The sequence below is a fragment of the Bacteroidota bacterium genome, from assembly GCA_016714535.1.
Taxonomy (GTDB): domain Bacteria; phylum Bacteroidota; class Bacteroidia; order AKYH767-A; family OLB10; genus JADKFV01.
Genome location: JADKDR010000012.1, coordinates 176,910 through 190,939, shown reverse-complemented (window position 1 = coordinate 190,939; position 14,030 = coordinate 176,910). Strand labels below are relative to the sequence as shown.

The 14,030-nt window shown below is 40.0% G+C and carries 11 protein-coding genes and 1 pseudogene; 5 read left to right on the top strand and 7 right to left on the bottom strand.

Annotated elements, in window-relative coordinates:
* The first annotated feature begins 16 nt into the window (after nt 1–16).
* Together rlmB and IPO27_15515 are read left to right on the top strand one after the other, a co-directional pair.
* A complete protein-coding gene (gene rlmB / locus IPO27_15520) occupies nt 17–760 on the top strand; it encodes a 23S rRNA (guanosine(2251)-2'-O)-methyltransferase RlmB (protein ID MBK8847869.1) in 744 nt (247 codons plus the stop codon).
* A 14-nt stretch (nt 761–774) separates the two neighbouring features.
* Complete coding sequence (locus IPO27_15515; GenBank protein ID MBK8847868.1) at nt 775–2,124, top strand: FAD-dependent monooxygenase; 1,350 nt, start codon at nt 775–777, stop codon at nt 2,122–2,124.
* 325 nt (nt 2,125–2,449) lie between these two features.
* On the opposite strand, the gene IPO27_15510 is transcribed toward IPO27_15515, so the two are convergent.
* Together IPO27_15510 and IPO27_15505 are read right to left on the bottom strand one after the other, a co-directional pair.
* Complete coding sequence (locus IPO27_15510; protein ID MBK8847867.1) at nt 2,450–3,181, bottom strand: capsular biosynthesis protein; 732 nt, start codon at nt 3,179–3,181, stop codon at nt 2,450–2,452.
* A gap of 107 nt (nt 3,182–3,288) precedes the next feature.
* Nucleotides 3,289–4,245 (bottom strand): NAD-dependent epimerase/dehydratase family protein, encoded by a 957-nt coding sequence (locus IPO27_15505; GenBank protein ID MBK8847866.1) that lies wholly within the window; start codon nt 4,243–4,245, stop codon nt 3,289–3,291.
* A 155-nt stretch (nt 4,246–4,400) separates the two neighbouring features.
* Between IPO27_15505 and gmk the strand changes: the two genes are divergently transcribed.
* The gene (gene gmk, locus IPO27_15500; GenBank protein MBK8847865.1) at nt 4,401–4,961 is read left to right on the top strand and encodes a guanylate kinase; all 561 of its coding nucleotides are present in this window, start codon (nt 4,401–4,403) and stop codon (nt 4,959–4,961) included.
* 2 nt (nt 4,962–4,963) lie between these two features.
* Entirely contained in the window at nt 4,964–5,539 is a 576-nt protein-coding gene (locus tag IPO27_15495; protein ID MBK8847864.1) for a nicotinate-nucleotide adenylyltransferase, read from the top strand.
* Nucleotides 5,540–5,626: 87 nt separating this feature from the next.
* Here IPO27_15495 and IPO27_15490 read toward each other — a convergent pair whose 3' ends face one another.
* A complete protein-coding gene (locus tag IPO27_15490) occupies nt 5,627–8,995 on the bottom strand; it encodes a hypothetical protein (GenBank protein MBK8847863.1) in 3,369 nt (1,122 codons plus the stop codon).
* A gap of 129 nt (nt 8,996–9,124) precedes the next feature.
* On the opposite strand from IPO27_15490, the gene IPO27_15485 reads away from it, so the two are divergent.
* Entirely contained in the window at nt 9,125–9,976 is an 852-nt protein-coding gene (locus IPO27_15485) for a class I SAM-dependent methyltransferase (protein ID MBK8847862.1), read from the top strand.
* 2 nt (nt 9,977–9,978) lie between these two features.
* On the opposite strand, the gene IPO27_15480 is transcribed toward IPO27_15485, so the two are convergent.
* The 4 genes and pseudogenes from IPO27_15480 to IPO27_15465 all read right to left on the bottom strand — a co-directional run bounded on the left by IPO27_15480 (nt 9,979) and on the right by IPO27_15465 (nt 14,027).
* On the bottom strand, nt 9,979–10,395 hold the full coding sequence (locus IPO27_15480) for a hypothetical protein (protein ID MBK8847861.1): 417 nt from the start codon (nt 10,393–10,395) through the stop codon (nt 9,979–9,981).
* A 145-nt stretch (nt 10,396–10,540) separates the two neighbouring features.
* Nucleotides 10,541–11,624 (bottom strand): annotated as a pseudogene (locus tag IPO27_15475) (NTP transferase domain-containing protein).
* A gap of 33 nt (nt 11,625–11,657) precedes the next feature.
* Nucleotides 11,658–12,938: an aminotransferase class I/II-fold pyridoxal phosphate-dependent enzyme gene (locus IPO27_15470; protein ID MBK8847860.1), complete on the bottom strand. Its 1,281-nt coding sequence runs from the start codon at nt 12,936–12,938 to the stop codon at nt 11,658–11,660.
* Nucleotides 12,939–13,019: 81 nt separating this feature from the next.
* Nucleotides 13,020–14,027, bottom strand: coding sequence for a flippase-like domain-containing protein (locus IPO27_15465; GenBank protein ID MBK8847859.1), 1,008 nt, complete (start codon nt 14,025–14,027; stop codon nt 13,020–13,022).
* Between the last annotated feature and the right edge of the window lie 3 nt (nt 14,028–14,030).

Here is a 14,030-nt window from a genome sequence, read left to right as displayed (position 1 = left end):
TTTGACCGATAATACCGTGGTGATGAATGAACAAGCAGTATATGGCATACGTGCCATTATAGAAGCAATAGACGCAGGAAAGGAGTTTGAAAAAATATTTATACAGTCGGGCATCAACAATCCGCTAATGAATGAACTGCGTGCGCATATCAAAAAAAATAATTTGTTGTATCAGCAGGTTCCTGTAGAAAAGCTAAACCGGCTTACACGTGCTAATCATCAGGGAGCTATTGCTTTTATTTCCGAGATTCAATATCAACTAGTGGAGCATGTGGTGCCTCAATTGTTTGAAGAAGGTAAAGTGCCTTTCTTGTTAGTGTTGGATAAAGTGACCGATGTGCGCAACTTTGGCGCAATAGCCCGCACGGCAGAGTGCATGGGTGTGCATGCAATCATAGTTCCTGCTCAGGGCAATGCTCCGGTTAATGCAGATTCTATAAAGACAAGTGCTGGAGCCTTGCATAAGATTACCATTTGCCGCGAAGCGAATTTAAAGCTGGCACTATACTTTTTGAAACAAAGTGGAGTAACCATTGTAGGCAGTAATGAAAAGGCGAATAAGGAATTGCCATTTGTGGATTTAACTACACCTGTTGCAATTATAATGGGAAGCGAAGACAAAGGAATATCGCCCGAGTATTTGAGATTGTGTGATGTGCGGTTTAAAATACCCATGCAAGGGACCATTGAGTCGCTCAATGTGTCAGCAGCTGCATCTATCATTATGTATGAGGCACAGCGCCAACGTGCATCAATTTAAATTAAATAAAAAAAATGGAAAAACGCGAAGTCACATTATTAGGTGCCGGACTTGTAGGTTCGCTCATGGCAGTATATTTATGTAAGCAGGGTTACAAAGTTACCCTGCACGAGCGCAGGCCCGATATGCGCAAAACCGATATATCGGCAGGCAGGAGTATAAACCTTGCCCTTAGCGACCGCGGTTGGCAAGGGTTGCAAGGAGCGGGTCTCGACCAATTTATACGCGATAATGCAATACCCATGCATGGCCGGCAAGTGCATGCTCCCGATGGCACACAAAATTTTCAACGCTATGGCAAAGAAGGGCAGGCTATTTATTCCATTTCGCGAAGAGATATCAATTGCTTATTGATGGATGCTGCCGAGCGTAACGGTGCTATTATACGTTTTGATGAAACTATTACCAAAGTAGATTTGGAAACGAATACCATTGTTATTAATAACAATCAGACAAAGAAAACAGAGGAGAAAACATGTAACTTTATAATGGGTAGTGATGGTGCATATTCACCATCACGCTTGCCCATGCAGTTTACCGAAAAATTCAATTACTCGCAGCAATATCTGGAACACGGGTATAAGGAGTTGTGCATAGAAGCAGGCTACGAAGGAAACTTTGTGATTGAAAAAAATGCACTACACATTTGGCCACGTGGAGGCTATATGCTCATAGCACTTCCTAATCCGGATGGAAGTTTTACGTGTACGTTGTTTTTTCCACATAAAGGCGACACCTCGTTTGAAGCACTTCAAACCGAAGAGGATGTGTTGAAGTTTTTTAATCAACAGTTTCCCGATGCGGTGCCATTGATGCCTAACTTAACGAAAGACTTTTTTCAAAACCCAACCGGGGCACTAATGACTGTGCGGTGCGCACCCTGGACTTTTCGCAACCGCATGCTGCTGATAGGCGATGCTGCGCATGCCATTGTGCCATTTTATGGTCAAGGTATGAATTGTGGTTTCGAAGATTGCTTTACACTTAATGAACTGATTACAAAACACGACCACAATTGGGAACATATTTGTAAGGAATACGAGCAAAAGCGCAAACCTGCAGGCGATGGCATTGCCGAACTTGCCTTAAACAATTTTATTGAAATGCGCGACCTGGTTAATGATGAACAGTTTTTGCTACGAAAGAAAATAGAAGGTGCTTTTTTTGCAAAACATCCGGATAAATGGATGCCACTTTATAGCATGGTGTCATTTAGCCACATCCCCTACAACGAAGCTCTGGCAGTAAGCAAAAAGCAAGATGTTATCATGAATGAACTATTGCAAATACCGGATGTGAAAAATAAATTTGATAGCGATGAAGTGATGAGCAGGATGATGGAGTTAGTGGTTGCTAAATTGTAATTACTTAATATTTATAGATAAAAAATATTTAAAGTCGCCATAGCATACTTAAAAGATTTATTCACCCTTTGCAACCCAAACAGCAAGATGAAGCAGTAGCCAAGTCAGTGTATGAGGTGAAGCAAAACCATGATGTAACTATGAGTATATATGATGCATTGGTTTAAAGTTTTGAGTGGCACACTCTGTAAATTTCATGTTGCAAGTTATTGATAGCAACTTTATAATAAAGCGACTTTAAGTCATCCTCATTTGGGTCAAAGAGGAATAAATTCTCAGAAATTTTTGTGGAGGAGGTAACAGTGTGATTTAGCATTGCACACGATTACGAAAAGATGGTCTTATTCAACAAATCTATGGATGCAACTTTACTAAAATATTTTTCGTTGCAAACAAGGCGCATGGCTGCTGCATGTCGCTGATGATGCATATCGCTACCTATCAAGTCTATCAGATTGGCATCAATTAATTTTTCGGCTACACGTTTAGCATCGGCACCGTAATAGCCCGATAGCGAATTTATGTTAAGCTGTAGCTTAACATCAAGATCACGTATTTTTTTATATTCATCGAAACGGTTGTAGAAAAATGGATAGCGCTCGGGATGTGCAAGTATGGGTTTGTAGCCATTGGTTTGAATGCGGAAAATTATATCGCGCAGGTTTTCAGGTGCATTGATGTAAGATATCTCAAACAATAAATAATTATCACCAAAAGTAAGTAGAGGTTCGCTATCAAGTTTTTTTACAAAGCCCTCGTCAAGGTAATATTCGGCTGCTGCATCTATTTGTACCTCAATGTTTTCCTGCTTCAGCACTAAGCGCAATTCATTCAGTCCGCCAATAATTATTTCGGGAGTATTTTTAAAAAAGTCGCTCATAATATGAGGCGTGGTAATAAAATTTCGTATGCCAAGAGCATATTGCGCACGTATCAGTTCAATGGAATCGTCCATCGTTTTGGCTCCATCATCTATGCCAGGTATGAGGTGCGAGTGTATATCGGTTTTAATAGATGAAAAATCTGTAACAGGTACTATTTCCTTTTTGCCGAATATGTTAGAGAAGAGTCCCAATTGCTTATTTGTGTATTGATTGCTAAGATACGATTGATTTTGAAATGCCTTTTTCTGTTAATTGTTGTAAGTGAATAAAGATAAGTGCATCAACTTACTTTTAATTGCTGCCTGAGGTTGCTCATCATATCTGCCGTCATTTTATCCAGATCATATTCATGCTTCCAGCCCCAATGCGAGCGTGCTTCTGCATCGTCAATACTTTGTGGCCAGCTATCGGCAATGGCCTGACGATAGTCAGGCTCGTTTGTCATTGTAAAATCGGGAATATGATGCCTGATAGTAGCTGCAATTTCTGCCGGAGTAAAATCTATTGCACTTAAGTTATACGAGGATCGTATTTTTATTTTATCAGCAACGGCATGCATAAGGTGTATGGTGGCACGTATGGCATCGGGCATATACATCATAGGCATGCGCGTATTGTCGCGCAGGTAGCAATTATACTTTTTATGTTTAAGCGCTTCGTGATAGATAGCCACTGCATAGTCGGTAGTGCCGCCTCCCGGATCACTTTTATAGCTAATTAATCCCGGGTATCGAATGCTACGCACATCCACTTTAAATTTATTGAAATAATATTCGCACCAACGCTCGCCTGCCAGTTTGCTTATGCCATATACCGTGCTAGGCTCCATTACCGTATATTGTGGTGTGTGCACTTTGGGTGTGGTGGGCCCAAATACGGCAATACTGCTTGGCCAAAATATTTTGAGGTAGGTATGCTCACGTGCTATTTCAAGCAGGTTGAACAAACCTTCCATATTCAGTCGCCATGCCGATTTTATTTTTTGTTCGGCAGTTGCAGATAGCAATGCTGCCAGCAAATAGACATGGGTAACTTTATGTTTTTTTATTATTTCAAAAACTTTTTTGTCATCTAACACATCAACAAATTCGAACGGGCCGGTATCGCCAAGCAAAATGGGTTGCGCCTTTAAGTCGGCTGCAATTACGCGGTCATTACCAAGCTGCATGCGCAGGGTATGAACAAGATCGGTTCCAATCTGACCCGATGAACCTAATACAAGAATAGTGTCTGTCATAAAATGCTTTATAGTGAATGGATGTGCACAAACGTATTTATTTTTTTGTGACTTTAGAAATTAATCCTTGTTGAATAGCAATTAAACAGTCTCATAGCCTAATCTTTTAATACCGGTTGCGAAAATCTTTTGGTTTCCTTTTGTATTTTCACCGCATGAAACTTATCGTTTTTTGTGGGCCTTCGGGTAGTGGTAAAACCAGTATCAAGAATTTTTTATTGGCTACCAACAGTCAGCTTGCCTTTTCGGTGTCGGCCACAACTCGCCCGATGCGTGAGTTTGAGAAACATGGTGTTGATTATTATTTTATTTCTATAGAAGAGTTTAAGGCCAAAATTTCTAACAATGAATTTATTGAATGGGAAGAAGTTTATGCCAATGGTTTCTATGGAACATTAAAGTCGGAAATTGAGCGCATAAACAAAGCGGGCAGGGTTACTGTGTTTGATGTAGATGTTGAAGGAGGATTGCATATTAAAGAGAGCTTTGGTGATAAATGTCTGGCTGTATTTGTAAGGCCGCCATCCATAACCGAGTTGCACAAGCGGCTGGTAAAGCGTGGCACCGAAACGGACGAAAGCCTGCGCAAGCGTGTAGCCAAAGCTGAATTGGAAATGACCTATGAGAAATATTTTGACCGGGTTATTATTAACAATGATTTTGATTTAGCCTGCGAAATGTCCGGTCAACTGGTAACAAAATTTTTAAACGAATAGTGATGGAAATTGGATTGTTTTTTGGTTCGTTTAATCCTGTGCACAACGGTCATATGATTATTGCCCAATATATGTGTGAATTTGCAGGCATGAGCGAAGTATGGATGGTTGTTAGTCCTCACAATCCGCTAAAGCCCATTGGGACGCTCTTGCAGGATTATCATCGCCTGCAATTGGTGCGCACTGCCATAGGAGACTATAATAAAATTAAAGCATCGGATATTGAATTTTCTTTGCCTAAACCATCTTTTACCATTCATACACTAACGTATTTGCAAGAACGATTTCGCGACAAGCAATTTGCTTTGATTATGGGTGCCGATAATATCGAAACCATACATAAGTGGAAAAATTATGAGCAAATTCTTGACAATTATCGCATCTATGTTTATCCCCGCACTACTGCCACCACGCGCACTTACGAGCAGCACAAAAATGTAATTTACACCAGCGCACCTATCATAGAATTGAGCTCGAGTTTTATTCGCGAACAAATAAAGGCGCGCAAGGATGTTCGATATATGCTTCCCGAAAGTGTTTATAATTACATTGACGAAATGAACTTTTATCGTAAGTAATTGCTTACTTAATCAATACAAGTTTGCGGCATATTTTAGTACCATTGCCAAGTACGCTAACCTGGTAAACACCTTGCGGCAATTTACTTACATCCAATTCAATTTTTCCTGCTCCTGATTTTGAAGGTACGTATCAGTATATACCATCTTTCCATGCAAATCAGAAATATACAAATGCATCACTTGTCCTTGGCTTGCAGTTATATTTGCCATAATCAAATCCGCTCCGGGATTTGGAAATATGGTCATATCGCTAATGCCTTCTGATGCAGTTTCTGCAACAGGCAACAAGAAGCCTGCCGTAAATTGAAAATAAATATTATCGCCAAAGTCGCTTGTGAAAGAGCGTATTAAAGCATTATTGACAGCACTTCTTACTCTGATATATCCGGAACCCTGATTGGGATTATTCCAAAAAGAGAGGCCATCGCCTGCATTATCTTTTAGGCGTAGTATATAGCAGCCGTTAACAAGATTTACCGTATCGCGATAAACCGTATTGGCCGAAAGGCCACTGCGTGATATTAAAATATTTCCTGCATCATCTTTCAGGGTATAATTGTTTTGTCCCGGCAGGTTATTGGTTTTTAATTCAAAATAGATATACGAAGGCAATTGCACCGGAACAGTGAAAGTGCTGTAAGATGTATCGTTATTGGCATACATATCGGCATTGCCGTTAGGCAAGCTTACATAGGCAATAAATTTGTCGGAGGGCGAAGATGCCCAATCGGGAATAGGCAATGTTACTTCCTGCGTATCTAAAAAAGCGAGGTTGCCCTGCCATGAGTACGTACTCGTAATGCCTCCCACTCTGCCATAGGTTATGGTAGCACTGGTAAGTGATGTAACTCCTGTGTTTTTTAAGACTACAACTGGATTTGCGCACAGCGGATTTATGCGTTGATACTCGGTGCGTGTGGTAGGAGCTTTTACAAAATCGATGGATGCATCCAGATTAAAGTTTGCTGCACCATAGGTTACTAATTGATTATTGACACGATAGTTTGATTGCCCGGGGTTGCCAAGAGGAGGTAAACTGTAATCAAGCGTAATGGTATCGCCAGCCTGTACCGAAGGAGTAAGGTCATATTCCTTGGTTACAGCAGCAGCACCGGGGCACCACCCTGCACGATCGTATATCCAAGTGCCACCTTGCGGGTAAATGGGGTTGGTACTACACTCAGTCCAAACCGAGCGGGTAAAGTTGATGGTACTATCAAGGCTGATGATATGATTGCGTGCCACAAATTCGCCTTGTTGACCATGCCCGCTTATGGCACTTCTTACTTTAAAAAAACTTGCTGTATTGTCTAACACAATATCGCGTGGTTCAAAAAACGTGTTGTTAACTATATCAGTATACGATGGAGAAACCCATGAGCCACTTGGCCATATCTGTTGCATTGCTTTTACATCGCGTGGAGGTGTGCCTTCATAATATACAAAAGTGATATCGTTGTCTTCCTGATATTTGCCATCTTCCATAGCAAGGAAGCGTGGTCCTTTTAATATTGGAGCAAAATCTGTTACATCAAATACCCATGTTTTTCCCACCAGCCCATTCAGGTTAAGATTGAGACCATAGGGAGTAATAAAATTAATTAGTTCCACGCGCATAGGTCGTTTTTGATAATAGGTAAGCGTGCCAATTACAATGGAGTCATTTCCTGAAACATACATTGAGTCTATAATTGCACTGGTGTCATTATAAATATAATAATAGCCCTGTAGCCACGAATAGGTAGTATCTACAATTACAAGGTTGCCATTAGTGGTTGTATAACTGATTATACTGTTTGGTATTAACTGCACCGAGTCGGTTACTAAATTGTTTACAACAGAGGTAGTATACGTTCCCTGTAAAAAGGTGCAATTTGCCAGGTTGCTGCTCTCACTAAAATTACGGAATAAATCAGCACCCTTTATTATGCGGTAGTCGGGGTTAAATATATTTCCATGATTGCCCAAGGGAGAGGCATCAACTACGGTATTTCCTGCATCTTCGTTAAGTTGATAGTAAAGCAGTAGGTTACTGTAATTGAGATGTGTATTATCAATATCCTTGTACATAATCTGATTGAGTGCTACTGAATCGAGTGCTTTATTCCAGATGCTGAATTCATCCATGCCACCGTAGTAAAAAATGCTATGACCGAAATCGCTTCCAATGGCCATTGATTTTATATCAATGCTTTTCGATTTGCCTGTACCCACAGCCCATTGTTTACCATTAAGAAAAATTTTCATTTCACCGGTTAGCGCATTCTTGGTAAAGGCCCAAAAATTCCATTGCCCGCTTCTTTCCTGAGGCGTGGTGGCCTTGTTAATTCTATCATAGCCACTGCCATCATTACCGCAATCCCAGTAGATATTTGCATCGCTCCATGGCATATGTATGTTTATTTGTCGCTCATTATTTTGGCCTACCGCCTCGGCAATGGTGGTGTTGTTTGATGGGATTTTTGTGCTGTCACCTTTGCTCCAAAAGGCAATGGTAATTTCATTCGAAATAGAATTTGCAAATCCATTGCCCGGATTTATCAGGCTCAGGTTATTGCCACAAGTTAGGTGCTTATCGGTGCGGTTGCTTGTAACGGTACTGATATACGATGATGCGGTACTGTTTACGGTATTTTCGGAACCGGTGTTATAATTTGAATAACTAAACTCTACTAATACATTAGAAATTCCATCCCAATTAAAATTATTGTTGAAGTTGAACTGCTTCCAACCGGCACCTGCAATGGTATTGTTAAAGTAGTATACGGTTTGATATCCACCCAAGTCAGGCAAGGCTGAACTTAAGTTGCTAGCTGATGTGTGTTTCATGCGTATGCGAAGGTGGTTAAAACTACTGCCTGCAAGTGCAACATCAAGACGAAGGCCGGTTATATCCATATTGGCAAACAATCCTGCTGCTGTAAGGTCTGCCGCTGTATACAGAAATTGTGTTTTTGCATTAGCTGATGAATCGAAAGGGTAGTGTACTCCCATATTACCGTTGCCTATAATTGCAGAATCCTGAGATATAATGGACAAGTAATTAACCTGCGTTTGGTATGAAACGGTGTATTGATAAACCGGTTGATTGGTATAGTAATAAACAGGCCCATTAAAATTATTGACGATGTGTGATTTAGCAGTACTGCGCAGCGAATCAGTTTGTGTGCTGTCAATAACATAGGTATAACAGTTATAGTCCCACTCGCCACAACCAAGGTTTGGATTTTGCCCTGTGCTTATTTGCCCGTTTTTACAACGCATGCTATACAACATGAGTATTTTCTCATAGGTCTTGGTGCTATCATTAGGAAAGTTAAAAACACCTGACCGCATTGTACTATCGAACCTGAGTGTTTGCACTACGGTTGTATCACCGCTTTGCGCATAAAGCGCAAAGGAGCAACCCAAGTACGCTAGGACAATAAAAATAACTTTGAAAAAATAGTTCATTTGGAATTGAATTTAAAGGCCGAATTTAGTAAAGAATTTTAAGCCGAAAGGTAAAATAAACGCTACAACCATGTAATTCGCCTTCAATAAAAAGGCTAATATTGCGCGTTCATAAAAGCACCTTTAACGATGAGTTTTATTAAGTCCTTGTACCGTTTTATTTCTCCGCGTTTCCAGAATATTTTTTTGGAGTATAAAGTTGATTTCGGGCCGCGTTATACTGAATCAACAGCTCCCCACCGGCTATTGAATGAGCTGATTAATAGAAACAGGAATGAATATGCACGACTGTTGCAGGCAAGTTTGAAGTACTTCGATGTGTTTCATTCACTTAATAAAATGAGTGAAGAGCAAAATGCTCAGTTGCCCGTTTATAATAACAACTTTTTGCCGGGTCTTGATATTGTAATGCTTTACACCATTCTATCGGAATATAAACCAGCCACGTATGTCGAAGTGGGCTCCGGTAATAGTACCAAGGTGGCTTATCATGCCATAAAAAAGCAAGGGCTAAGCACCAAAATAATTTCCATGGATCCCTATCCGCGAGCTGAGATTGATGCATTAAGCAACAAGATAATTCGCGAACCTTTTGAGAAAAGCAATTTTGATTTTCTATTTGCTTTGAAACCTAATGATATTTTGTTTATTGATAACTCGCATCGCATATTACCAAATTCTGATGCAATGGTGTTTTTTATGGAAGTGCTTCCTTTACTTCCCAAGGGAGTGTTGGTACAAGTGCACGATGTATATCTACCATTTGACTATCCTCAGGATATGTGTAACCGCGCCTATAACGAACAGTATGGACTGGCTTTTTTCTTAATGGCAAATCCAGAACGATACCATACGATTATGCCTAATTACTTTGTTTATACAGATAAGGAATTGCACGCCATCACCGCACCTATATGGAATAATCCCAAGCTACACAATGTGGAACAACATGGTGGGTCTTACTGGGTGGTTATCAAATAACCTTACTTAATTCCCTGATCGAGTCTGATGTAAGTTTTTAAGAAAGCGGCAAGCGCATTGGCACTCAATGTGCGTATATTTAAAAAGCTACGTTCAAGCAAGGGCGCATTGTTATGTGGCAACCCAAAGAAATATTCATTCTTACTTTCGTTATCATTCATTTTTAAAATATATCCTACGTGCTCCACTTTGTCGCCTACCTTGCGCCCAAGTGATATATAGGTAAAATGAAAATGGCTTTCGTCAAACTCTTTGGATTCTATGACACTATAACCTTCTTTTAAGCCCATGCCACTTTTTACACCAAGGTTGTAACCTTTTATCATGTAGTTATAATCTTCTTCGGTAGCTGCTGTTTGCGCTACTGCCATTGCTGCAAAAAATAAAATTAGGAATGCAGTTAAGTTTAATGATTTCATATTTTTTGGTTTTAAATTTTTTCGAATAAAGAATTTATCAAGCAGTATGCCGAATTATTTATTTTTCTATTGGGTTCATGTGTTATTCAACTTTGTAAGCAAATGCATTTATGCCCAGAAACTAATTTGATGCCGATCAGGAGTTCTAAATAAATTCATCACCCTTCTGAATCTTTACATCATTCACAAATTGCTTTATCTGTTGCTCGTCTTTCTTATGGCAAATGAGCAGTACGTCATCTGATTCGATTACTATAAAATCTTTAAGACCCTGTACTACAACCAGTTTATTCTTCGGTACCTGAATCATACAACCTTCGGTGTCATAAACCATCACATTGGAGCCAACAATGGCATTTTGTTTTTGGTCATGTTTAATATGCTCGTACAGCGAACCATAGGTGCCCAGGTCGCTCCAGCCAATATCTGCACCTAAAGTGTAAACGTTTTTGGCTTTTTCCATTACGCCATAGTCAATGCTAATGTTTGGACTTAGCGCATATACTTTTTTTACAAATTCCTTTTCTGCTCTGGTATTGTACTTACCTTTTCCCGCGGCAAACAAGTCATACACATCAGGCAGGTAATGCGCTAGCGCGGCTGCAATTGCCTTGGCATTCCAAATAAAGATGCCTGCATTCCAAAAAAACTCGCCTGATTGCAAAAAGAATTTTGCCATTTCAAGATCAGGTTTTTCTGTAAATGTTTTGACTTTATAAATTGTATTTTCCTTATCGGTGTTTGGAACAAACTGAATATATCCATAACCTGTATCGGGCCGACCGGGTTGTATGCCAATGGTTAGAAGCACATCGTTTTTTTCGCAAAAAGCGAGTCCCTGATTAAGTACTGAATGAAACCCTATTTCGTTTTCTATAACATGATCACTGGGTGCTACTATAATACGGGCATCGGCATTTTTTGCCATAATTTTAAATGTAGCATAGGTTATACAAGGAGCCGTATTTTTACGATGTGGCTCGCTCAGTACATTTGCTTTGGGCAGCTGTGGCAGTTGTTTTATGACTTGCTTGATATACGATTCGTTGGTTACTACAATTATATTTTCAGGTGGGCATATTTTTGTAAAGCGATCATAGGTTTGTTGCAAGAGCGATTTGCCATTGCCTAAAAATATCAAGAAATTGTTTAGGCTTGGCATTGCGACTCATAGGCCAAAATCGGCTTCCAACACCACCGGCCATAATTACACAATAATTATTTTTCATTCAGTAATAGTATGTGAAAGGATTTTAATCCGTTTATTTTAATTTACTAAGTGCAGCTTCAATTGCATCAATAATGTGCGGCACATCACCTGCCGGCAATGTTCCTACAGAAATACGATACCAATTGTTATCCTCCTGTGCACCAAAAGCATAAAAAGGTACAATGGCAACTTTAGCTTCTTTTAATAAATATTTGTAAACATCCTTTGCATTGCCAAGTTGCTTGCCCTCGGGCGTAGTCATTCCGGCAAGGTCAAATTGTATAGTAAGATAAATAGCAGCTTGTGGAGTTATTGCTTTTACCCTCAATCCTTTTTCCTGCAATCGAACAAATCCTTCATATAAACCGTCAAGGCGATTTTTTATTTCAGTTTTAATATTGCTTAAATAACTATCCACTGCATCGGTATTGGCAAGGTACTTAGCAGTTGCAACTTGTTCGGCCTTTGGTGCCCATGCGCCTACATGTGAGAGTATGGCACGCATACGACTTGTAATAAAGGAGGGTCCTAACGCCCAGCCCACACGCAAGCCGGTAGCAGCGAAGCATTTGCTTATGCCATCAACAAACACGGTGTAATTGCGCATTTCGGGGCGCAGCGATACAGGATTGAAATGTTGTGTTTGTCCTAATGTTAATGCCCAATATATTTGATCGTACATGAGGTACAACGGTTTTTCATCTGCCCCTCTGCGAGCATTTTCTTCCAATATCAGGTCACAAATTTCTCCAAGGTTTGACTCGGTAAATACAGTTCCGGTAGGATTCAACGGTGAACATAATGCCAGCAATGTTGCACCCTTTAAATGTGGCCGCAATTCATCGGCCGATGGCATAAAATTATTTGAAGGAAGGGTTTGTATTTCTACACCTATGGCTTCACTCATGTGGCAATAATGATTGTTGTTCCATGAGGGTACCGGAAATATTACCTTATCTCCCTTTTCTACTATGGTGCGGAAAATGGAATAGATAATAGGCCGGGCACCACAGGCTATTACTACCTCTTGCGGACTATAAGTAATGTGTTCACGTGTACTTATCAGGTTGGCAACTTCTTGTCTTAACTCGGCAATACCATCGCTTGGTGGATAGTTGGTAGCTCCAGCGCGCAAGGCATTTATCAGCTCTTCGCACAATTCGGTAGGTATGGGAAAAACTTTGGGGTCAAAATCGCCTACGGTCAGGTTGTATACCTTTTCACCATTGCGTATCATTTCGTTTACCTCGCCTGCAATTTTTAATATTTCTGAACCTATAAGCGTTTCGGCCATATTGCTCAATTTGCTTACCGGTGCGGTTACTATTGTCATTTGGTTATTGTTTAATATAGTGGCAAAGGTAGAAGTTTTTCATACCATCTTTCGGTTTAATTATTTTTTAATTGGATTGCTTCAAGGCTTGTTAGATTTTTTTCGTCCCATAAAAATAATGTAACAAACAATACCGATGGCAGTGGTATAAATCATTTGTCCGGCATGCACTACGATAGCAATAGTTTTGCCCATACTAGGGGCAATGTTATATGCCGCTGCCACTTTTTCTACCAGAAAATGATAGGCACCCATGCCACCACCCTGAATGGGAATAGTGCGCCCCACACTGCCAATACTTATAATGCTTAGACACAGTCCCCACGAATTGTTGCTGGTTTCATCAAATGCCTGCAGCCAAAACCATGTCATAAAATAATACCCTGACCAGATGAGCATGCTATAAAATACAAACAACATGGGTTGTTTAATTTTCATAATGCTACCAATGCCATCCATTACCTGCCTGGTAATTGCATTTAATTTATCGGGCAACCGAGGTCTTAATACCTTAATAAAAATATAGACTGAAACGATAATTGTTAAAACAATTATTAACCAGAACAGGGTTGAAGTTCCGGACATTTTATTTTGCAAGGTATGGCTCAATGGTTCAATAATGTTTTGATTGTAAAACGATTTCATAGCCGTGCTTTGCATGGCATACGTAGCTATTAGCATTAGTATTAAACAAATCAGGTCGACCAGCCGCTCAGTAATTACGGTACCAATTAGCGCAGCAAAAGAGATTTTCTTTTTTTGTTGCAGGGTGGCACAGCGTGTAAACTCGCCCACACGTGGCAAAGCAAGGTTTACAAAATAGCCTATCGATAAACTGATAAATGATGCATAAACAGTGGCTTCGCCTCCTGCGCTTTTTATAAGCATATTCCAGCGCGCACACCGTACCATATAGCCTAATGTGGTGGTTATAACTATCACTATATACCATCGTAAGTCAGCACCGGCAATATTTTCTTTAATTTCATAGAAGTTTGCATTTCTTACAAACAAGTAAACGCTAACCACACCTATAAATAAATAAAGTGTTGAGCTTAGTAACCGAATATAGTTTTGTTTTTCGTTCATTAT